This is a genomic window from Roseomonas sp. WA12 (genome assembly GCF_054165765.1).
This window is the reverse complement of the sequence record NZ_JBSTUI010000002.1, coordinates 119,885-140,867: the sequence shown is the minus strand read 5'-3', so window position 1 is coordinate 140,867 and position 20,983 is coordinate 119,885. Positions and strand designations below refer to the sequence as shown.

Annotated in this window: 14 protein-coding genes and 2 pseudogenes; 10 read left to right on the top strand and 6 right to left on the bottom strand. The window is 68.9% G+C overall.

The features are described 5' to 3' along the window. Positions 1-128 precede the first annotated feature (128 nt). Together dapA and ACVBD7_RS23110 are read left to right on the top strand one after the other, a co-directional pair. A complete protein-coding gene (gene dapA, locus ACVBD7_RS23115) occupies positions 129-1,031 on the top strand; it encodes a 4-hydroxy-tetrahydrodipicolinate synthase (protein ID WP_458098360.1) in 903 nt (300 codons plus the stop codon). Positions 1,032-1,062: 31 nt separating this feature from the next. Further along, entirely contained in the window at positions 1,063-1,722 is a 660-nt protein-coding gene (locus ACVBD7_RS23110; protein ID WP_458097870.1) for a GntR family transcriptional regulator, read from the top strand. Positions 1,723-1,726: 4 nt separating this feature from the next. On the opposite strand, the gene ACVBD7_RS23105 is transcribed toward ACVBD7_RS23110, so the two are convergent. After that, complete coding sequence (locus ACVBD7_RS23105; RefSeq protein WP_458097869.1) at positions 1,727-2,755, bottom strand: phosphotriesterase family protein; 1,029 nt, start codon at positions 2,753-2,755, stop codon at positions 1,727-1,729. Positions 2,756-2,870: 115 nt separating this feature from the next. Here ACVBD7_RS23105 and ACVBD7_RS23100 point away from each other — a divergent pair, with 115 nt between their 5' ends. Genes ACVBD7_RS23100 through ACVBD7_RS23085 form a run of 4 tightly spaced genes read left to right on the top strand, consistent with a single transcriptional unit; the run spans position 2,871 to position 6,619 of the window. Then, the gene (locus tag ACVBD7_RS23100; protein ID WP_458097868.1) at positions 2,871-3,746 is read left to right on the top strand and encodes an ABC transporter substrate-binding protein; all 876 of its coding nucleotides are present in this window, start codon (positions 2,871-2,873) and stop codon (positions 3,744-3,746) included. 41 nt (positions 3,747-3,787) lie between these two features. Continuing rightward, on the top strand, positions 3,788-4,498 hold the full coding sequence (locus ACVBD7_RS23095; protein WP_458098359.1) for an amino acid ABC transporter permease: 711 nt from the start codon (positions 3,788-3,790) through the stop codon (positions 4,496-4,498). Then, on the top strand, positions 4,488-5,303 hold the full coding sequence (locus ACVBD7_RS23090) for an aspartate dehydrogenase domain-containing protein (protein ID WP_458097867.1): 816 nt from the start codon (positions 4,488-4,490) through the stop codon (positions 5,301-5,303). The genes ACVBD7_RS23095 and ACVBD7_RS23090 overlap by 11 nt, the downstream gene beginning before the upstream one ends. A gap of 8 nt (positions 5,304-5,311) precedes the next feature. After that, a complete protein-coding gene (locus ACVBD7_RS23085) occupies positions 5,312-6,619 on the top strand; it encodes a M20 family metallopeptidase (protein ID WP_458097866.1) in 1,308 nt (435 codons plus the stop codon). A gap of 106 nt (positions 6,620-6,725) precedes the next feature. Here ACVBD7_RS23085 and ACVBD7_RS23080 read toward each other — a convergent pair. The 5 genes and pseudogenes from ACVBD7_RS23080 to ACVBD7_RS23060 form a co-directional block, all read right to left on the bottom strand. Beyond that, a pseudogene (locus ACVBD7_RS23080) lies at positions 6,726-7,600 on the bottom strand (IS5 family transposase). Positions 7,601-7,826: 226 nt separating this feature from the next. Beyond that, complete coding sequence (locus ACVBD7_RS23075) at positions 7,827-11,555, bottom strand: hydantoinase B/oxoprolinase family protein (RefSeq protein WP_458097865.1); 3,729 nt, start codon at positions 11,553-11,555, stop codon at positions 7,827-7,829. Positions 11,556-11,581: 26 nt separating this feature from the next. Next, positions 11,582-12,946: a TRAP transporter large permease gene (locus ACVBD7_RS23070; protein WP_458097864.1), complete on the bottom strand. Its 1,365-nt coding sequence runs from the start codon at positions 12,944-12,946 to the stop codon at positions 11,582-11,584. Beyond that, complete coding sequence (locus ACVBD7_RS23065; RefSeq protein WP_458097863.1) at positions 12,943-13,497, bottom strand: TRAP transporter small permease subunit; 555 nt, start codon at positions 13,495-13,497, stop codon at positions 12,943-12,945. The genes ACVBD7_RS23070 and ACVBD7_RS23065 overlap by 4 nt, the downstream gene beginning before the upstream one ends. A 62-nt stretch (positions 13,498-13,559) precedes the next feature. Then, on the bottom strand, positions 13,560-14,657 hold the full coding sequence (locus ACVBD7_RS23060) for a TRAP transporter substrate-binding protein (RefSeq protein WP_458097862.1): 1,098 nt from the start codon (positions 14,655-14,657) through the stop codon (positions 13,560-13,562). A 486-nt stretch (positions 14,658-15,143) separates the two neighbouring features. On the opposite strand from ACVBD7_RS23060, the pseudogene ACVBD7_RS23055 reads away from it, so the two are divergent. The 4 genes and pseudogenes from ACVBD7_RS23055 to ACVBD7_RS23040 all read left to right on the top strand — a co-directional run bounded on the left by ACVBD7_RS23055 (position 15,144) and on the right by ACVBD7_RS23040 (position 20,983). Continuing rightward, positions 15,144-15,881 (top strand): annotated as a pseudogene (locus ACVBD7_RS23055) (IS6 family transposase). Between the two features lie 815 nt (positions 15,882-16,696). Beyond that, a complete protein-coding gene (locus ACVBD7_RS23050; RefSeq protein ID WP_458097861.1) occupies positions 16,697-17,332 on the top strand; it encodes a calcium-binding protein in 636 nt (211 codons plus the stop codon). 187 nt (positions 17,333-17,519) lie between these two features. Next, a complete protein-coding gene (locus tag ACVBD7_RS23045; protein WP_458097860.1) occupies positions 17,520-18,809 on the top strand; it encodes an NHLP bacteriocin system secretion protein in 1,290 nt (429 codons plus the stop codon). Next, a complete protein-coding gene (locus tag ACVBD7_RS23040; protein WP_458097859.1) occupies positions 18,806-20,983 on the top strand; it encodes an NHLP family bacteriocin export ABC transporter peptidase/permease/ATPase subunit in 2,178 nt (725 codons plus the stop codon). The genes ACVBD7_RS23045 and ACVBD7_RS23040 overlap by 4 nt, the downstream gene beginning before the upstream one ends.

Genomic DNA, 20,983 nt, shown 5'->3' with positions numbered 1-20,983 from the left:
AATGGACAAGCCCGGACGATATACATAAGGTATGCAAACAACGGTCCTGTTTGGCAAGGCGGCGTCGCCACGGGATGTCGGCCGGTCTCCCTGGCCTCCTCGCCCGTCACACAAACACCGAGGTCGGCTTGCAGCACTTCCGGGGCACCTACACCGTTCTCGTCACCCCCTTCACCGCCAATGGCGCACGGGTGGACGTGCCGGCGCTGAAGCGCCTGGTCGAGTACCAGATCACCGAGGGCATTCACGGGCTGGTGCCGCTGGGCTCCACCGGCGAGTTCCTGTCGATGACGCGCGACGAACGGCAGGAGGTGATCGAGACCGTCGTCTCCACCGCGGCCGGGCGCGTGCCTGTCCTGGTGGGCACGGGCGCCGAATGGACGCCCGATGCGGTCGCCCTCTCGCGCGAGGCCGAGGCGATGGGGGCCGATGGTGTGATGGTCATCCCGCCCTTCTACGCGGTGCCGACGGAGGAGGAACTGTACGTCCACTACAAGGCCATTGCGGACGGCATCGGCATTCCGATCATGATCTACAACAACCCGAACGCGGCGAATGTGGACATGCTGCCGGAGACGGTGGCGCGCCTCTCGGAGATCGATGCCGTCCAGTACATCAAGGAATCGACGCTGGACGTGACGCGGGTGCGCGACATCATCCGGCTCTGCGGCGACCGGATGACGGTCTTCGCCGGCGTGCTCGGCTATGAATCCTTCTTCCTCGGCGCCCAGGGCTGGGTGGCGGTGTGCTCCAACGTCGCGCCGCACCTCTCGGCCGCGCTGTTCGAGGCGGCGGCGGACCGCAACGACCCAGCCGAGGCGCGCGCCATCCACCAGCGCATGGTGGACCTGCTCTGGTGGGTCGGCGGGCCGCGCTACGTCGCCGGCACCAAGGCGGCGCTGGAGATGATCGGCATGTCGGCGGGCCCGCCGCGGCCGCCGCGCCTGCCGCTGCCCGCTTCAATGCGGCCGCAACTGCGGGCCGTGCTCCAGGCGCTCGACCTTCCCGTGATGGCCCCCAGCGCTGCTTGAAAAGCCGCGACTGACGCGACAGAAGGACGCGATGGCGCCGCCCGACGAGACCCCGCAACAGCCCCCGCAGGGGAACCTCTCGGCGCTGGCCTATGCCTCCCTGTCCTCGATGATCCGCAGCCACCGGCTGAAGGGCGGAGAGGCGATCCTCGAGGCCAAGCTGGCCGAGGCGCTAAAAATCTCCCGCACGCCGCTGCGCGAAGCCCTGCAGCGGCTGGAGGGCGAGGGGCTGGTCGTGAAGAACGGCAGCCGGTCCTACATGGTGCGCGGCGTGCACCTGGCGGAATATCTGCACAGCCTGAAGGTGCGCGAGATCCTCGAGCCCGAGGCCGCCGCCCTGGCCATCGGCCGCATCGCTCCCGCGGAGATCGCGGCCGTGCGGGCCGAGATCCTGGCGCTGAGCGATGCCCAGGATTACGAGCGGGAGGCGCATTGGCGCGTCGATGCGCGGCTGCACAACCTGTTCATCGATGCCTGTGGCAATCCCGTGCTGACCCAGATGGTGCGCGCGCTGCGCGCGACGACGCATCTGTTCGAGATCGCCCGGCTGCGCGACCGGCTGCAGCCCGACAACCGCGAGCATGTCGCCATCCTCGACGCGCTGGAGGCAGGGGATGCCAAGGCCGTTCGGAAGGCGGCGCAGGTGCATCTACGCAGCCTGCACGCCTTCGCGCTGACTGTGGTGAGCTGACCCGCTAGCCCAGCATCGTCAGCAGCCGGCGCGGGGTCTCCACCAGCAGGGTCGCGATCTCGGCCTCGGTGAACTGCCGATCCCGCATGAGCGGGACGACGTTGCGCAGCAGATGGCCATATCCGTGCCCGCCGTAATGCTGCAGGCGGGACCGGGTACAGATGTCGTGCGAGAGGGTGACGCGATCGCCCAGCCCGGCCTCGAAGAGGCGCCGGATGCAGCGCAGGCGCATCCAGTCGCTCGGCAGGTCGGCCATGCCCATCCAGTAGTTCGACATCTCGATGCCGAAGAAGTCGAACTCCACCACGCAGCCGCGCCGCGCGAGGGCAACGACCTCGCCGTCATCCTCATAGGTGCGGTCCATGTGGTCGATGATGACGCGGGAGATGTCGGCACCGGCCGCCTGCAGCACATCGAGGATTTCATGCGGCGCCGCAGGGTGGCGGCCCGGATGCACGGTGATGGCGGCCCCTGTCCTGCGTTGCGCATCGGCCGCCGCCTGCAGGGCACGCCGCTCCACCGGCACAAGCGGCCAGGAGCAGCCGATCTCGCCGATGATGCCGCAGCGGATCCGGCTGCCCCAGGTGCCTTCACGCAGCTGCGCAATGATGATCTCGGCCATTGCCTCACGCGAAAGCGCCTGCGTGTCCGCATCGAGATAGGCTGCCGTGTAGAAGCCGGCGCCCATGATGATGTTCACGCCGGACTGCCGCGCGATTCCGGCCAGGCCCTCCGGATCGGGCAGCAGGCCGCCTGTCGTCACCTCCACGATCGTGCCGCCGCCCGCCTCGGCAAACAGCCGCGCTTCCTGCGCAGCCACCACGGCATCCTGGAGGTGATGGTTCCCGGGATAGGCACCCGGCCGGTAGTTCACTTCGAAGACATTGGCGAGGGTGATCTCGACCTCGGGCGTGCCTAACCCGCGGGCAGCCGGCGCCGTCAGGTCGCAGAGCAGATGCTCATGGATGAGCGTCATGCCCAGCGCCTCGGGCCGGATCGGGCCCAGCACGGTCATCACCTGCCCCTCAGCCATCCGCTGCCTCCTCGTTCCGGCCACGGTTTCAGCTTGTCGTGGCCCACTTTTTGTATACGCTCTGTATGCCTCAGCCGATAGCCTCGGACCAGCGCGACAGGACAAGGAGATTGCGATGACCCAGCCCACTCCGGCGAAGGCTGCACCAGATCAGGCCTTGCGCCGTCGCGACATCCTGGCCGGGCTGGCGGGTGCCACGGCGCTCTCGGTGGCGCCGCGCGCCTCCCTTGCCCAGGCAAAAATCGCGCCGCCCAACATCATCAAGCCCGGCACGCTGGTTATGTCGATCAACCCCACCCTGCCGCCGCTGCAGTTCGTCAACGACCGCGGCGAGCTTCAGGGCATGCGCGTCGAGCTGGGCAACATGATCGCCCGCGCGCTCGGCCTCACGCCCGAATATGTGCGCATCGAGTTCTCCGCGATGGTGCCGGGCCTGGCCGCGAAGCGCTGGGACATGATCAACACCGGCATCTTCTGGACCGAGGAACGGTCCAGGCTGATGTACATGGTGCCCTACGAGCAAGCCGCCGTGAGCTTCCTCGTCAGCAAGGGCAACCCGCTGCGCATCGGCAAGTGGGAGGACCTTTCGGGCCGCGCGGTCGGCGTCGAGCTCGGCGGTGTCGAGGAGATGCGCACGCGCGAGGTCGACCGGATGCTGCTGGCCGCCGGCAAGCCCGGCCTGCAGATCCGTACCTTCAACAACTTCGGCGAGGCCTTCCAGGCGCTGCGCGCCCGCCAGGTGGACGCCGCGACCTCGATCGATGCAACGGCGATGTTCTGGCAGGAGCGCGGCGACTTCACCCGCGCCATCGCCGGCCTGTTCCCGCAGACCGCCACCTTCGCCTTCGCCAACCGGACGCTCGCCCAGGAGGTCGTCGGCGTGCTGAACGGGCTGAAGCGCGATGGCAGCTACGACACGATGCTGGACCGCTACGGCGTGCTGAAGATGGCCGAAGCCGAGTTCTCGATCCGCGGCCCCGGCCCGGGCTGACGCCTGCTGCCCCGGTCCCCGTCCCGATTTGAAGGTTTGCGCTGATGGCTTGGAATTGGGCGGGGTTCTGGGGGTACTTCACCAACACCTACCTGCTGGGCGGCGCCCTCGTCACGCTGGGCCTGACTGCGGCGACGCTGGTGCTCGGCCTGATCCTCGGGCTGGTGCTGGTGCTGATGCGCTCCTCGCGCTGGGCGGTGCTGCGCTGGATCGCCCGGGCGCATGTCTGGCTGTTCCGCGGCACACCTCTGCTCGTGCAGCTGATCATCATCTACACGGGCCTGCCGCAGCTCGGCATCGCGCGATTCAGCGTCATGGAATCGGCGCTGCTGGGGCTCGTCCTGAACGAGGCGGCCTATCTGTCCGAGATCCTGCGCGCCGGCATCCAGTCGGTGCCGCGCACGCAGAGGGACGCGTCCCAGGCGCTCGGCCTGAACCGCTGGCAGACCTTCATCCTGATCATCATGCCGCAGGCGCTACGGGTGATCGTGCCGGCGCTGGGCAATTCGGTAAACGGGCTGCTGAAGACCACCTCCATCGTCTCCGTCATCTCGGTCGAGGAGTTGCTGCGCCGCGGGCAAATCCTGATGCAGCAGCGCTTCGAGGTGCTGGAGGTCTTCGTTTGTATCGCCATCATCTACCTGGCCATGACGACCGCCTGGGAATTCGTGCAGCGCCGCATCGAGGCCTATTACGGCAAGTCGGACCGCCCGGTGGAACTCGCCAAGGCGGAGCTGGTCGATGGCCGATGACGGCCCGGCGCGCCGGCCTCGCGAACGCTTCGGAGTCTTGGGCTGCGGCCGCATCGGCCAGCGCCTCGCCGCGCGGCTGCCGGGAACCCCCGACGCGCCGCAGCTTGTGGCGCTGCTGTGCCGGCCGGGGCAGCGAGCGGAGGTGGCGGCGCGGTTCGGGGAGGCCGTGACCTGCACCGATCTCACCGCCTTCATCGCGCGCTCGCCCGACGTGGCGGTGGAATGCGCCTCGGCGGCCACGCTCGCTTCCTCCGGGCCCGCACTGCTGGCGGAGGGTATCGACCTCATTCCTCTCTCCCTCGCAGCGCTTGCCGATCGTGACGTTGAGGAGCGGCTGTTCGCTGCGGCCCGGAAAGGTCCGGGGCGCATCGAGATTCCTGCGGGCGCAGCGGCCTCACTCGGCTTCCTCGCTGCTGCACGCGAGGACGTGCTGACAGCGGTCACGTTAAGGGTGGCCTATCCTCCGGCACGACTGGGCGCTGCAGGAGTGGGGGATGGCCAGGGCGTGCCGCAACTCGTCTTCGCCGGCAGCGTGCGCGAGGCAGCGGCGCGCTTCCCGCGGCACCTCAATGTTTCGGTCGCCGTCGCGCTGGCAGGTCTTGGGCTGGATGCCACTCGGTTGGAGCTGACGAGCGATCCCGGCCTGACCCAGGCCACCTTCGAGGTCGTCGCTGAGGCGGGACCTGGGCCGGTGCGCATCTTCGTTGGCGGGCGAGGAACGCCGGTTGCGGACGATCCGGCGGACTACACGACATTCACGCTCATGCGTCTGCTGCGCCGGCGGCAGGCGGCAATTATGGTCTGAGAGGCGTTATGGACGAGGGACTTCAGGCCCGCATCGCAGCCGCGGCGGAGGCAGGCCAGCAGGAAAGCATCGACTTCCTTCGGGCGCTGATCCGCCGCAATCAGGACGGCGAACCCGCGGTGCAGCGATACGTGGCGGAAGTTGCTGAGGCGCTGGGATGTGCCGTGCAGACCGTTCGCTACAATCCCGCCGAGGTTCCGATGGTCGCCGAGTTCGCCGGCACCGAAGCTATCGCGACGGAAGCCCGGGAGAGTGTCGTGGCGCGCCTGCACGGCACAGCGAACGGGCGCAGCCTCATCCTTTTTGCGCATCCAGACAGCGAGCCTGTGGCCTGCATCGAGGCTTGGCGCCACGACCCCTTCGCGGGCGTGATGGAGGCGGGGCGACTGCATGGCTGGGGAGTGGCGGATGACCTGGCCGGGGTTGCTGTCATGATCGAAGGGCTGCGAATTCTGCTGGCCAGCGGCCTGCGCCCGTCCGGTGATATCATTTTAGCCAGTACCCCGAGCAAACGACACGCGCGCGGCGTTTCAGCGCTGCTGCATGGGGGATTGCAAGCCGATGCCGCCGTTTACCTGCATCCCGCGGAGTCCGGCGCTGGCATGGGTGAGATCAAGGCCTTCGCTGCAGGGCAGCTGGAGTTCCGCATCGTGGTACAGGGACGGCCACCAGATACGGGAGAGCCGCACCAGACCGGCTTCGCCCATTTGGGTTCCAATCCCATCACCTCCATGTTCCGTATTGCGGAGGGCTTGCAGGTACTGGACGAGCAGCGCGGGGCGCGCGTGCATCACCCGGCGCTGCATGGCGCTGTCGGACGATCTACGAACCTGATGCTGTCGCAAATTGCCGCAGGCCGGCCCGACGCGCTGTCGCGCATGCCGGACCGCTGTACCATGGGTGCAGCCCTGTCCTTTCCGCCCGGGGAGACTCTCGCTGCAGTACAGGCCGAGATCATGGCAGCCGTTGAAGCGGTGAGCAGTCGCGACCCTTGGCTCCGTGATCATCCGCCAGAGATCATCTGGGATGCGGGGGTGTCGGGCGCTGAGGTCGCAGTGGCGCATCCCCTCTACAAAGCAACAGCGGCGGCGATCTTGGCTGTCACAGGTAAGTCTCCACAGGTGAATCCCATGCACACGTCGAGCGATATCCGGAACCCAATCGTTCAGAAAGGCATCGCCGCGGTCGGCCTCGGCCCGCTATGCGGTGACCTTACCCAGACTGGCGGAACGGACGAATGGGTGGAGCTGGCCGATTATCTACGGTTCGTTCGCGTCGCCGCCGCGCTTATGGCCACATGGTGCGAGGCGAGCTGAGGTAAGCGATCAAAACAATTTCGTTTCAGCGCTTTGCAATAGATTGTTCTTCGGCGCTGTTGCGCAAAACAGGCCGAGGGTGTGAGTGTTCCTGTCGTGCTCTGATCTAAACGCGGGCGATGGTGTCGGGCATACCAAGGGCGTTGAAGATGTTGAGGCTGGCGCAGCGGATTTGAACTTCAGCGACCTGACGAGCGGGGTCGCGGGCCGAGAGGCGCTCGCCCAGGCACTTAAGGCGGGACATGGCCGTCTCGGCCAAGCTGCGGCGGTGGTAGCCGCTCCATCGCTTCCAGAGCCGTCGGCCGAGGTGCCGGATGGCCCGCAAGCTCTCGTTGCGCTCGGCAGCCCCGGTGGTCCTCGCCTTCCACGGCTTGCCGTTGCGGCGAGGTGGCACGACCAGGGCTGCATCCCGTGAGGCAGAGGCCTCGTAGACGCCGCGGGTGTCATAGGCGCCGTCACCGCTGATCACCCCAATCCTGTCCCCCTCGGGCACCTGCGCCAGCAGGCCCGGCACGATCCTTTCGTCGCCGTGACGGTGGTTGGTCATCTCTACGGCCCTGACCTCGTGGCTGTCCGCGTCGATCACGAGGTGTACCTTGCGCCACACCCGGCGCTTGTCGGCCCCATGCTTCCTGACCTTCCACTCGCCCTGGCCGAGCAACTTGAGCCCCGTGCTGTCGATGACGAGGTGCAGCGGTCCGCCTTGTGGGCGGTAGGGATGACGACGGTGAGGTTTTTCTGACGCCGCGAGAGGGTACTGTAATGCGGCACCCTCCACCCGAGGCCCGCCAGCCGGATCAGGCTCCCCGCCATGCCCTGGGCCGCCCGCAGTGGAAGCTGGTACAGCACCTTCAGCGTCAGCACTGCCTGGATCGCCGCATCGCTGAATGTCGGTGGCCGCCCCCGCCGGCCCGTGCCCTCGGCGGCGTGCCACGCCAGATCCGGCGAGAGCCACACCGTCAGGTCGCCCCGGGCGCTCAGACCACGGTCATACTTACGTCAGGTCCGGGTCCGGTAGCGGGTCTTCCGCCGCTCACCCCGTGACGATGCCTTGCTCATGCAGGCCTACCTACAAGGTGTGTGCAACAACGCCTTTGGCGTCCAAGCACTCGCTGCCTGGTGAGGAACTCGGCAGCCCGGAGCTTCTGCTCTACTCCATCGGGAGCGACGAAACAGAACCCTTCAAACCGTACAGGCCGTATGTGCTCTAGGCTTCCATGCCTGCGTTGACGTAGCCCAGCGCGGCGTCGCGCGCCGTCGTCTCGGCGTCGCGCGCCTCCACCGGCCCGAAGCCGCCGCCGCCCGATGTCTCCAGCCGTACCACGTCACCGCGGCGGAGCAGCAGGCCATCGGTCTTCGGCCGGATCGGCGTCTCCACCCCGTCCCGGATCAGGAGCAGGCGGCCGACCGCGGCCGGCCCGCCGCCTGCCAGGCCGTAGGGGGCGTGATGGAAGCGGTCCATGTTGGTGGTAAGGATGCAGCCCTCGGAATCCACCCGCCATTCGCGGAACAGGCCGAGCCCGCCACGATGCTGCCCCAACCCGCCGGAACCGGGCAGCAGGCCATAGGCGGTGATGGTCAGCGGCATGCCGCTCTCTACCATTTCCACGGGGATGTTGCTGTTGTTGTGCATGCCGGACGCATAGGCATTCACCCCGTCCTTGCCAGGATGCGCGCCCGAGCCGCCGATCTCGATCTCCACCAGCACCTCCCGCGATCCGTCCGCCGCCACAGTCTGGAAGGTACAGACATAGGAGTTGCCGTAATAGGCGGCGGGGATGCGGTCCGGCACGGCGCCATGAAGCGCGCCGTGCACGGCGTTGAGCAGGCGGTGGCTGACCGCGACGCGATGCGCCACAGGCGCAGGATGGCGGGCGTTCACGCAGAGGCCCTCGGGCGCGATGATGCGAACGGGGCGGTAGCAGCCGGCATTGGCGGCCAGCGGCTCGTCGCTCGCCGACATCACGGCGAAGAGCACCGCGGCGGCGGAGGAGGCGAGGGTGGCATTCACCGGCCCCTTCGCCTGGGGGGAGCAGCCCGAGAGATCGGCGGTGATGGTGTGACCCGCGATCTCCAGCCGCACATGCAGGCGCAGCGGCTGGTCCAGCACCACGCCGTCATCGTCGAGGAAGTCCTCGAACTCGTAGATGCCGTCCGGCATGCGCCCGATCGCGGCGCGCATCGTCGCCTCGCTGGCATCCAGGATGCGCTGCCCGGCCTCAATCATCCCCTCAGCGCCGTAACGTGTGGCGAGGCGGCGAATGGCGGCCGCGCCGACATCGAGGCTGGCGAGCTGTGAGGCGAGATCGCCCAGGACAAGCGCGGGCTTGCGGACATTCTGCCGGATCATCGCCCAGACGCCCGCATTGGGTTTCCCGTTTTCGACGAGCTTGAGCGGCGGGATGCGGAGGCCTTCCTGGAAAATCTCGGTCGCGGTCGCGGCATAGGAGCCGGCCGCCAGTCCGCCCATGTCGATATGGTGGCAGAGCGTGCCGACGAAGGCGATGCGCCGGCCCTCATGGAAGACGGGCTTGTAGGTGACGATGTCCGGCAGGTGCTGGCCGCCGCAATAGGGGTCATTGGTGGCGACCACGTCGTCCGGGCCCCAGCTCTCCGCATCCACATGTTTGTCCAGCAGCTCGCGCAGCAGGTGGCTCATGGAGTTCAGATGGCCGGGGATGCGCGCGGACTGGGCGAGGTTGTTGCCCTCGGCGTCGAACACGGCGGTAGAGTAGTCGAGCAGCTCACGCACGATGGTCGAGCGGCTGGTGCGCCAGACTGTCACGTCCATCTCCGCGGCGGCGGCGGTCAGGGCATTGCGGATCACCTCGATCTCAACTGGACCCAAGGCCGCCGTGGTGGTCGCCGCTGCAGCCTCTACCTCGCGCCGTGCGACGAGCGCACCGGCCGGGCCGAGCGCCGCGGCCCAGCCGCGGCCGATCCAGTGGGTCGCGAAGCTCTCCTCGATGAGGGCTGGGCCCTCGATGCGGTCCGCCGCGGTCAGCGCCTCGCGGTCCCAGACGGGGATGTCGCGCCAGGCGCCGCCCTCCCAGCTCCGACGCGTGCCCTTGCGGGCCGGGCGGTCGGCGATGGGGGCCTCGGCAGCGGTGCGGCGCGGCAGGCGGCCGATGGCGGAGACGCGCAGAGTGACGATCTCGGCCGCCTCCGCCTCGTCGGCATAGGAGAAGCGGCGGCGATGCGTGTCGTGGAAGGCGGCGAGGAGCTGCGCGAGCTCCGCCTCGCCAGGGGCAGCGATGTCGCCCCAGGGGATCAGCAGCTCGAAGGCTTGGCCGCGGTAGCGCATATCGGCCGAGACCTCGATCGCGCGATCCTCGGGCGCGACGCCATCGGCGGCCAGGCGCCCCTCCGCCTGCTCCCGCAACTCCGCGATCAGGGCCGAGAGCGGCGCGATGCCATCCGGCGAGGCGGGGATGACGCGGGTGCGGGAGATGTCCTGCACGAGGTCGCCGAAGAGGATGCCATAGGCGGAGAGCGTGCCGGGTTCCCGCGGGAAGGCGACCTCGCGGATGCCGACCTCCTCCGCCACGGCGGTGGCATGCAGACCGCCGGCGCCGCCGAAGGAGAGCAGGGTGAAGTCGCGGGGATCTAGCCCCTTCTCGAAGAGCGAGAGGCGCACGGCGGCGCCCAGTGCGCCGTCGGTGACGCGCAGGATGCCCTCGGCCGCCTCCTCCTCTCCGAGGCTGAGCGGGGCGGCGACGCGTTTTGCGATGGCGCGGCGGGTGGCGTCCATGTCGAGCGCCATGGTGCCGCCGAGAAAGTAATCGGGGTCCAGCCGGCCGAGCGCCAGGTTAGCATCCGTCACCGTGGGCTCCGTGCCGCCGCGGCCATAGGCCACCGGCCCCGGGCGCGCGCCGGCCGAGCGCGGGCCGACGGTGAGCCGGCCGCCAGAATCCACCGCGGCGATGGAGCCGCCGCCGGCGCCGATGGTGCGCATCTCCACCATAGGCAGGCGCACGGGCAGCCGGTCCACCTCGCCCTGGGTGACGACCGAGACGCGGCCGCCCAGCACGACCGAGACGTCGTAGGAGGTGCCGCCCATATCCACGGCGACGAGGTCCGGCCGGTCCAGCAGCTGGGCCAGCCGCTCCGCCGCCAGCGCGCCGCCGCTGGGGCCGGAGAGGAGGAGGCGCGCCGGCTGCTCGGCCGCGCGGCGCAGCCCGCAGACGCCGCCATTGGACTGCACGAGGAAGACGGTGGGCGCGAAGCCGTCCTCGCCCAGCCGCCGCTCCAGCCGTTCGAGATAGGCGCGCACCACGGGCACGAGGAGCGCGTTGAGGACGGTGGTGGAGCTGCGCTCGTACTCGCGGATTTCCGGGCTGATCTCGCTGGAGAGCGACAGGGCGAGATGCGGCCGCGCCGCGAGCAGCAGGTCGCGCAGGCGCTGCTCGTGCACCGGGTTGGCATAGGCGTGCAGGAGGCTGATGGCGACGCAATCCACCTCCAGCGCGTCCAGCCGCTGCAGCAGGGCGGGGAGGGCGGATTCGTCGAGGGCCTGCTCGACGCTCCCATCGGCGCGCACCCGTTCGGGCACGCCCAGGCGGCGGTCGCGCGGGACCAGCACGGGGAAGGGATCGGGGTCGAGCGCGTAGAGCTCGCGGCGGTAGTGGCGCGTGATCTCCAGCACGTCCTCGAAGCCCGCGGTGGTCAGCAGCGCGCCGCGGGCCAGTTTGCGCTCCAGCACCGCGTTGGTGGCGATAGTGGTGCCATGCAGCAGCAGCCCGACCTCGGACAGGGCAAAGCCGAAGCGGAACGCGGCCTCCCGCACGCCGCGCAGCAGGCCTTCGGAGGGGTCGAGCGGCGTGGTCGGCGTCTTCCAGGCGCGCACGGAACCGTCGCGTGCGTCGAGCACCTGCAGGTCGGTGAAGGTGCCGCCGATATCCACGGCGATGCGGACGGGCCGCGTTGAGTCGGTCACGTTCGGTCTTCCGGTTCTCTGAGAGGTCAGTTCATCACGCCCGGCAGCCACAGGGCGATGCCGGGCCAGGCGAGCATCAGCGCGACCGCGACGAGATAGGCGGCGAGGAAGGGTAACACGCCGGTGAACACGTCCCCGATCGGGCCGGGCGGGCGGCGCATTCCCTGCAGCACATACATCACGGTGCCATCGGGCGGGCTGATCTGGGCGATCTCCACCAGCATGGTGACGATGACGCCGAACCAGATCGGGTCGTAGCCGAGCGCTACCACGATGGGGAACACCACCGGTACGGTGGTGATGATCATGGAGAAACCCTCCATAAAGGTGCCGAGGGCGAAGTACAGCATCATGATCGCGGCCATGATGGCCCAGGGCGGCAGGGGCAGGCCGCCGATCATCCCCGCCATGGCCTGTGGGACGCCGATCGCTGTCAGGATGTAGTTCAGCAGATAGGCGCCGAAGAGGATGAGGCCGAGCAGCGCCGTGTTGCGCGCCGTCGCTTCGGCGGAGGCGTGCAGCATGCGCCAGTTCAGCTTGCCGTCGAGCGCCGCGAAGCCCGCCGCGCCGACCACGCCCAGCGCCGCCGCCTCGGTGGGCGTGGCGAGGCCGCCATAGATGCTGCCGAGGACGAGGAGGATGAGCGCCATGGTGGGGCCGAGATCGGCGAGGCCGCGCAGCTTGTCGCGCAGCGGCACGGGCGAGCCCTTCTCCATCGGGTGCCGCAGTCCGTGGATGAGGATGACCGCGAGGAACAGGCCGGTGACCAGCAGCGAGGGGATCAGCGCCGCGATGTAGAGGGCGCCGACCGAGGTCTCCGTGATCAGCCCGTAGATGATGAAGGTGATGCCGGGCGGGATCAGGTTGCCGAGCGCGCCGCCGGCCGCCAACGACCCAAGCACCATCCGCTGGCTGTAGCGCGTGCCGGAGAACCAGGGCAGGGCGACGGAGCCCATGGTGGCGGCCGTCGCCACCGAGGAGCCGGAGATGGCGGAGAAGACGGCGCAGGCGACGATGTTGGTGTGCAGCAGCCCGCCGGGCAGGCGGCCCAGCCAGAGGTTCAGCGCCTTGTACAGGCGGTCCGAGAGGCCCGCGCGCAGCAGGATCTCGCCCATCAGGAGGAAGAGCGGGACGGCGACGAGGACGAAGTTGCTGGAGGGGGACCAGAGGGTCTGCCCGGCGAAGAGCCACCAGGGCCGGTCGGAGAAGGCGAGGCCGACGAGGATGCCCAGCAGCCCGAGCACCGCGGCCACATAGACGCCTGCGCCGAAGAACACGAGGAAGACGCCGATCAGCGCCAGGATCTCGACCACCGGCACGGCCTGTCCGCCGCTGGCGGCTGCGAAGACGGCGGCGCCGAGCAGCAGGACGAGGAAGAGGACGGCGATCATCGCGTGCTGTTTCCCTGGCGGGCCATGGCGACGGCTTCCAACGCCTCCTCCGTCTCGTCCTCAAGCCCCCGCGGGCCGAGCAGCGCGTCCACCGCAGACGGGCCTTCCAGCAGGAGGCCGAGGATGGATTCCAGCAGCAGGACGGCGACCATCACGCAGAAGGCGGCGAGGCCGAACATCCAGATCCCCTGCGGGATCGCGAGCGGCAGGTGGAGCGCGCTGTTGTCATGGGCGTCGAACAGTAGGCTCTCGTCCAGCAGCGACCAGCCGGCCCAGGCGCAGAACCCGGCGAAGACGCCGAGCAGGGCGAGCGCTAGGATGTGCAGCACGGCGCGGGGCCGGGCCGGTAGGCGGTTCACCAGCGCATCCACCCGGATATGCGCGCGCCGCGCCAGGGTATGCGCCAGCCCCCAGGCGATGCCGCCGGCCAGCATGTAGCCGGTGACCTCGATCGTCGCCGCGGAGGAGAAGCCAAGGAAGCTTCGGCCTAGCACATCGGCGGTGATGAAGAGGGCGCAGGCTACGTAGTTCCAGCCGGCAACGTGCGCCATGATTGAAGCCGCGTGCGCGGTGCAAGCCGACAGGCCCCGCGCGGCACGCAGCAGGGAATGCGTCATCCGCCGAAGCGGACGCCGCTGATCGGGGCGATCACCTGGTTGTAGACCTCACCGCAGCGCGCGCCGCAGCGCCCGACCCAGTTCGGCAGGACGGTGCGCTCGAATATGGCTCGCAGGCGAGCGGCCTCTTCTGGCGTGCTCTTCACCTCGGTCATAGGGCGGGGGGCGAGCTGGTTCAGGCGGCAGGCCTCGCGGTTGCCGATGTTGCAGTCGATGCCGTCCCGCGTGCCTTCGTCGCCGAGCTGCCAGAGCTTATCCGACATCTCCTGGAAGGTCGCTTCCAGATGGGCGCGCACGGCGGGGTCCAGCCGGTTCCACCAGGCTAGGTTTACCATGTAGCCTGCCACCGCCCAGGAGAGCGGCAGGTCGGAGATGTGGGAGGAGACCTCCGGCCAGCGCGCCGCGGCGCCGCTTCCCGTGCCGGTGATGGCGCAATCCACCACGCCGCGTTCGAGTGCCGAATACACCTCCGGGAAGCCGATGGAGACGGGTTGCGCGCCGAGCGAGCTGACGAGATCGGTCAGCGAGGCACCGAAGGTGCGGATCTTGCGGCCGCGCAGATCCTCCAGCGAGCGGAAGGCCGAGCGGCAGAATAGAACCTGTGCGGGGAAGGGATACATGATCACCAGCCGCACGCCGAAGCGCTCAAGATCACGGTTGGCGATGGGCATCAGCCCCTCGGTAATGCGGCGCGCATCTGCAATCTTCGGCGCCATGCCGGAGAGGTCCACGCCATCGAGGATGGGTACGTCGCCCGACAGGGTGGAGAGGGTGCCGGCGCCGATCTCCGCTTGGCCGGAGCGAACCAAGCGCACGATTTCCGCCCCGCCGAGATTGCGCTCCGCATGGGAGGCGAGGGTCACGTTCAGGCGTCCGCCGGTGCGGGCGGCCATGTCGCGCAGATAGGGCACGTCCACCAAGGTGAACTGCGTGTTGGTCGGGACGGGCTGTGTGATCGCGACGATGTTCACCCGCGGGCCCGGCTGGACGGGCGGCGTCACCGTCGGCTGAGCGAGGGCAGATGTGCCCAGCATGGCACCCGCGAGGGCGAGGCCGGGAAGCAGCCCGGGCAGCTTGGCGAGGGATCGCAGCATCGTCATCATCTCCGCGGCGGAACGAGGGCAGATTGACGTGGTACGGGAAGGGGTCAAGCGGCTGCGGGGCCGGGCCGGAGCGAGAAGCGACGCGCCGGGTACCGGGTCTGCCTGCGCCGAAGGCATCCCGCCCAGGATCGCGCCAGGGGCGGGCACGGGACGGTTGCGCAGCTCGTATTCGGCCGCGCCCTGCTCAGGTCATCCGCGCGGAGCAGGTGGGCTGGTCCAGCTCTGCCACGCGCCCCTCCCACTCGAACGACAGCGCCGTGTCGGACACGGTGAGCTGGCGGGTGCGAGCGGTAAGGACCGTCTAGAAGGCAAAGTGGGGCCGTCCTGGTCACCGAGCTTCAGTGTCGCAGGCTGGACATAGCCGAGATCGATCAGGTGATCGAGAATTCCGCCCGGGTTCGCGGCCTTCACCGCGCCGTAGCTTATGGGTTCCGTTGCGAGCTTGCGGTGCCTCCCCGACCAGGCACAAACCTTGAGATGGCGAGGCGGCGGCGAGTGGCCTCGGCGAGGCCGGATCAGTCCTTCGAGGGGAGGCAGTTCACCGCCGAGGTGATCCTCTGGGCAGTGCGCTGGTACCTCATGTTCCGGATCCGCTACCGCGATCTGCAGCTAATGCTCGCCGACCGCGGCGTGGACGTCGTGCACACCGCCCTGTTCCGCTGGATTCAGACCTAAGCGCCGCCGATCGAGAAGCGGATCCGGCCGCATCTGCGGCCGAGCAACGGCTCCGGGCGGATGGACGAGACCTTGGTGCGGGTGAAGGGGCGCTGGATGTACCTGTACCGTGCGGTCGACAGCCGCGGCCAGACGATCGACTTCCTGCTTTCGGCCGAGCGGGACGCGAAGGCCGCGAAGCGCTTTTTCCGCAGGGCGCTAGAGCGACCGCATACGGTGAACCCGCGCACGATCACGGTGGACAAGAACACGGCCTACCCGTGTGCCATCGAGCAGCCAAAGGAGGACGGCGAGCTGTGGCGCTTCTCCCGTCTGCGGCAATGTAAGGTTCTCAACAACATCGTGAAACAAGACCATCGGCGCGTGAAGCGCCTCGCCAGACCGGGGCTCGGCTTTGGTGGCCTCCATACGGCACACCGAACACTGGCAGCCTACGAGGTGATGGCGATGATCAGGAAGTGGCAGGTTCGAGAGATCGGCGCACGAGACAGGGGGTGCCAAGCCACTTTCGTCGCCAAGCTGCTCCAGACTGCACCCTGATCCGCCTGCAACTCAGGCCATCTGCGGCCCGCCACAAACTTCGCAACACAACCGCTGGGCCAGCGCCTGACCGCCGATCAACATTGCGAAGCCCTCAGCGCCGCGTTCAGCGCTTGGTGCGATGTGACAGGAACTGCACCGACTGTGTGAGGGCTGTGCCAACCTGACTGCTACTTGCTTCCTACGTCCCGAACCGGACAACGCCGTCCGGAGGCGCCTAGACCAGTCGCGTTGGATGCTGGGCGGCCAAGGTCAGTATCTGCGTCTGGCTGGGGAGAGCGCTTTCGTCACGGTCAGGGTCCCTGGGTCAGACCTAGTCGTCGGATCATACTGGAGCCCTGCCGAGGAACGGTCAGGGTGGCGCCGGAGGGGAGTGCCTCCGCGCACCGTGAGCTGACCTCGATTTCGAGCGCATCAGCTCGGCTCGATAGCGCTTCGCAAACTTCGGAGAACAGCCCGCATCTCCATGAGCCCATCGTGCCGCGGCAGGCGACCATAGGCGTTAGGAGCGGAGCGCACGTCGTATCCACTCACCAGCACCCCGGGATACGCCGCGCTAGATCAGCATATGCACCACCGGCCATATTATGGGGCCACTGAGGCTTGCGTCGGGCGGGGCAGGGAGCAGAAGCCCGGTCCCTCCATTCGGGCGAGAACCAGGGTCTGGACACGTCATCAGCGGATTCGCGCACCAGCTCCTATGCTGTTCTTCTATGATAGATAATGCCAATCGCTGGTATCGGCTCAGCCCGCCTCGCCAAAGATCCCGACAGGCCAGTATGATCCCGGAACCAACTCGGACCTGGATTCTTGACATGCCTCCCAAGCCTCTCTCCCCGGATGCTCTCGACAAGGTCGTGGGCGGCGCCTTCCAGCAAACTGGGGCGGGGAACGACGCGGTCTACGGCACCAGCGAGGCCGATGTGATCTTCACCGGGTCTGGCAACGACACCGCTAATGGTGGCGCCGGGAACGACCAGATTTTCGGCGAAGCGGGGGACGATAGATTGCTTGGTGGCGCCGGGAACGACCTGATCTTCGGCGGCATCGGCAACGACACCCTCAACGGGGGCGCAGGCCAGGATCAGCTGCAAGGTGGGGATGGCAACGACGTCTTGGACGGTGGCGTAGGTGACCGCGCCACCGATCTGGCCTACGGCGGTGCGGGCACTGACAGCTTCGTTTGGGCGCCTGGCGACGGCAACGACCAGTTCCAGGGTGGTGCCGGCAACGACACGCTTCAGCTGGACAATGTGAACCTGCAGCAGCTGCAGTCGTCCCTGACGCTGGAGGGCGACACGAACCTTCAGATGCACGTCGGCAGCAGCCCCCAGGGGCCGACGGTCACCTTCACCGATGCTGCCGGTAATCCCGCCACCTTCCAGGGCGTGATTAACATCGGTGGCGAGAGCCTGCGCTTCTCCGAGGTCGAAAAGATCCAGCTGGTCTGAGCAGGTCGGCCTCCGCTGATGCTCGGCAAAGGCGGAGGCCGCTTCTGGCTCTCGCGAGCGGCACGACCCCGGCCACGAACGATCAATCCGTGCTCCCAGTCAGCGCGGCCATTCCCTCCGCATGCCGGCCGCGCCATGATTGCGATGGCCGGAACGAACCAGCCTGCGACAGGATTTCACCGCCGGCATGTCTGAGCCGCCGCTTTTCCGCCACCAGGCCGTCTCCGAGGCATCGGCTCCGGACCGCACCGACGAACCGCTGCGCGTCATGCGCTCCTGGAACTGGGCGGTAGGCGGCGTGCTGCTGACCCTTGCGCTGACCGGCCTCGTCTGGTCCGCCTTCGTGGACGTCCCGATCAAGGTCACGGGCCGCGGCATCCTGCTGCCGTCGGGCGGCATGGCCGATATCGTGACCGACACGGATGGCCGGATCGACCGCCTCCTCGCGCGCCCGGGCGGGCGGGTGGAAGCCGGCCAGCCCGTGGCCACCGTCGATCAATCCGAGGTGCGCCTCCAGCTGGCCCTGGCCGAGGGACAGGCCGCAGATGCCCTGCGTCACCGGCGCGAGCTCACGGAGTTCCACCGGCGGGAGACGGCTGCCGCCGAGGCCTTCCGCACCGCCCGCGAGGCAGCGCTGACGGGCAACCTGCGCATGCTGGACGAGCGCCTGGCCATGATGACCCAGCGCGAGGAGGTGATGCGCGGCCTGATGCAGCAGAACCTCATCAACCGCGACCGTGCTCTCTATGCGCGCGTGGAGGTTTTTCAGCTGCGCGAGCAGATGGCGACCGCGCGCAACGAGCGCGAGCAGCTCTCCCTCGACCAGGCGCTAAAACGCACCCAGAAGGAGCGCGAGACGCTGGAGGCCGAGCGGCGCGTGGACGAGACAGGCCGGCAGGCGGAAGCGCTGCGCGCCCGGCTCGGCCGGCTGGGCGAGGTTCTCGCCCCCTATTCCGGCACGGTGGTGGAAGCGAAGGCCAATGCCGGGCAGGTGGTCACGCGCGGCACCGCCCTGCTCACGATCGAGCGTGATCCCGAGGGCGGGCGCGAGGCGCCGGTCGCCGTCATCTACGTCACCGCCCAGGACGGCAAGCGCCTCGTCCCCGGCCTGCCGGTGGAGGTCTCCCCCTCCTCCACACGGCGGGAGGAGGACGGCTTCGTCCATGGCCGCGTGGTCCGCGTCTCCCATGTGCCGGCCTCCTCGGCGGGGTTGCTGCGCACCTTGCAGAACGACCAGCTCGTGCGGAACTTCACCACCGAGCTGGGCGCACCCTTCGAGGTGGAGGTCGCGCTCGACCCTGATCGCGCCACGCGCAGCGGGCTGCGCTGGTCCACCGGGCGCGGCCCCGACTTCCCGATCGAATCCGGCACGCTGGCCGAGGCGGAGGTGACCGTGCGCACCGTCCGACTTCTCGGCCTCGGCTTCCCCGCGCTGCGCAACATCCTCACCCGCCCGGCCCAGGCCGCCCCGCAATGAGCGCCGCCATCGCAGCGGGTACGGGGCGCCGGGCGCGGACGCCCACGCTGTTGCAGATGGAGGCGGCGGAGTGCGGCGCCGCCGCGCTCGGCATCGTCCTCGGCCACCACGGGCGCTGGTTGCCGCTCGAGGAACTGCGCGTGGCCTGCGGCGTCTCACGGGATGGCAGCCGCGCCAGCCACATCGTCAAGGCCGCAGAAGGCTACGGGTTGGAGGCAGAGGCCTTCCAGGTGGAGCCGGACGATCTGGCTGAGCTGCCGATGCCGCTGATCGGCCATTGGGGCATGAACCATTTCGTGGTGCTCGAGGGCGTGGTGCGGGGCGCCGGGGGCAGGAACGGCGCCTGGATCAACGACCCGGCCAGCGGCCCCCGCCGCGTGACGGCGGAGGATCTGAACCGCAACCTGACCGGAGTGGTGCTATCCCTGCGCCCCGGCCCGGGTTTCCGCCGTGGAGGAAAGCGGCCGCGCGCCCTGCACGGCCTGATGCGCCGACTGAAGGGGAACGGCGCCGCCTTCGCCTTCCTGTTCGGCCTGAGCCTGCTGCTGATCATCCCGGCCCTGCTGGTGCCCGCCCTGTCGCAGGTCTTCGTGGACGACGTGCTGGTGGCGCGCTTCGATTCCTGGCTGAAGCCGCTGCTCTGGGGCATGGCCGGCACCGCCCTGGCGATGGGCGCCGTCACATGGCTTCAACTCGACCTGCTGCTGCGGCTGGAGACGCGGCTCTCGGTCTGCGGCTCCTCGGCTTTTCTCGAACGGCTGGTCCAGCTTCCCGTCTCCTTCTTCGCCCAGCGCCACCCCGGCGACATCGCCGGGCGGGTGATGCTGAACGACCGCGTGGCGCGCCTCGTCTCGGGCGATGCCGGGCGCGGGCTGCTCGGGCTCGTCACCGCCGCCGCCTATGCCGCGGCCATGGCCGCCTATGCGCCGGGTCTCGCCGCGGTGGTGGTGGGCGCGGCGGTGGCGAACATCCTCGCCCTCGTGCTGCTCGGCCGCGCCATGAGCGACGACAACGGCCGCCTCCTCTCGCGCACCCTCCGCTCCGAGGGTCTGGCGCGGGGCGGGCTGCGCATGATCGAGACCTATCGCGCCGCCGGCGGGGAGGACCAGCTTCTCGCCCAGATCGCGGGCACGCGCGCCGGCGTGGCCAACCTCACCCAGCGCCTCGCTCTGCGGCGCGCGGCGGTCGAGGGGCTGCCGCCGCTCATCGCCATCCTTGCCTCTGCCGCCGTGCTGGTGTTGGGCGGGCAGCGGATCATGGAGGGCACGATGAGCGTCGGCCAGCTCGTCGCCTTCCAGGCGCTGGCCGGGGGATTCATGCTTCCCGTCGCGCAGATCGTCGGAGTGGCGGCCAGCATGCAGGACGCCCGCGCGAACCTGACCCTGCTGGAGGACACGCTGCACCACCCCCGCGCCCCGGAATTCGAGGAGACCTCCGCCGCCGGCATCGCCCGCCTTTCCGGCCATGTGGAGCTGCGGAACGCCACCTTCGGGCACAGCCGCCTTGCCCCGCCGCTGCTGGATGGCGTGTCTCTGGTCATCGAGCCCGGGCGGCGGCTGGGGATCGTGGGCGGCTCGGGCTCGGGCAAGTCCACCCTGGCGCTTCTCCTCTCCGGGCTTTACCGCCCCTGGAGTGGGGAGGTGCGCATCGACGGGCGTCCGCTGCCCGAGATCCCCCGCGGGACGCTGCGGCGAGAGGTCTCGGTGGTGGACCAGGCCGGCTTCCTCTTCGATGGCACGGTGCGCGACAACATCGCCCTTTGGGACCCGACGCTCGCCGACGAGCGGCTGGCGGAAAGCGCGCGCGACACCGCCATCCATGACGAAATCCTGGCACGTCGCGGCGGCTATGCCGGCACGGTCGCGGAGGAGGGGCGCAACTGGTCCGGCGGGCAGCGGGCGCGCATGGAACTGGCCCGTGCCATCGCCACCGACCCCGCCATCCTGGTGCTGGACGAAGCCACCGCCGCGCTCGACAACCGCACGGAAGCCAGGGTGATGGCCAATCTCCGCCGGCGCGGCTGCACCATGGTGATCATCGCCCACCGCCTGGCCCTGGTGCGCGATTGCGACGAGGTGATCGTGATGGAGGCCGGGCGCATCGTCCAGCGCGGCCATCCCGAGGCACTGGCGGCGGCCGATGGTCCCTTCCGCGCTATGCTGGCGAGCGGTTAG

Coding starts and splice junctions, on each gene's coding strand:
- ACVBD7_RS23110 (WP_458097870.1), top strand. CDS start 1,063: ATGGCGCCGCCCGACGAGACCCCGCAACAGCCCCCGCAGGGGAACCTC.
- ACVBD7_RS23105 (WP_458097869.1), bottom strand. CDS start 2,755: ATGGCTGAGGGGCAGGTGATGACCGTGCTGGGCCCGATCCGGCCCGAG.
- ACVBD7_RS23100 (WP_458097868.1), top strand. CDS start 2,871: ATGACCCAGCCCACTCCGGCGAAGGCTGCACCAGATCAGGCCTTGCGC.
- ACVBD7_RS23090 (WP_458097867.1), top strand. CDS start 4,488: ATGGCCGATGACGGCCCGGCGCGCCGGCCTCGCGAACGCTTCGGAGTC.
- ACVBD7_RS23085 (WP_458097866.1), top strand. CDS start 5,312: ATGGACGAGGGACTTCAGGCCCGCATCGCAGCCGCGGCGGAGGCAGGC.
- ACVBD7_RS23070 (WP_458097864.1), bottom strand. CDS start 12,946: ATGATCGCCGTCCTCTTCCTCGTCCTGCTGCTCGGCGCCGCCGTCTTC.
- ACVBD7_RS23065 (WP_458097863.1), bottom strand. CDS start 13,497: ATGGCGCACGTTGCCGGCTGGAACTACGTAGCCTGCGCCCTCTTCATC.
- ACVBD7_RS23060 (WP_458097862.1), bottom strand. CDS start 14,657: ATGCTGCGATCCCTCGCCAAGCTGCCCGGGCTGCTTCCCGGCCTCGCC.
- ACVBD7_RS23050 (WP_458097861.1), top strand. CDS start 16,697: ATGCCTCCCAAGCCTCTCTCCCCGGATGCTCTCGACAAGGTCGTGGGC.
- ACVBD7_RS23045 (WP_458097860.1), top strand. CDS start 17,520: ATGTCTGAGCCGCCGCTTTTCCGCCACCAGGCCGTCTCCGAGGCATCG.
- ACVBD7_RS23040 (WP_458097859.1), top strand. CDS start 18,806: ATGAGCGCCGCCATCGCAGCGGGTACGGGGCGCCGGGCGCGGACGCCC.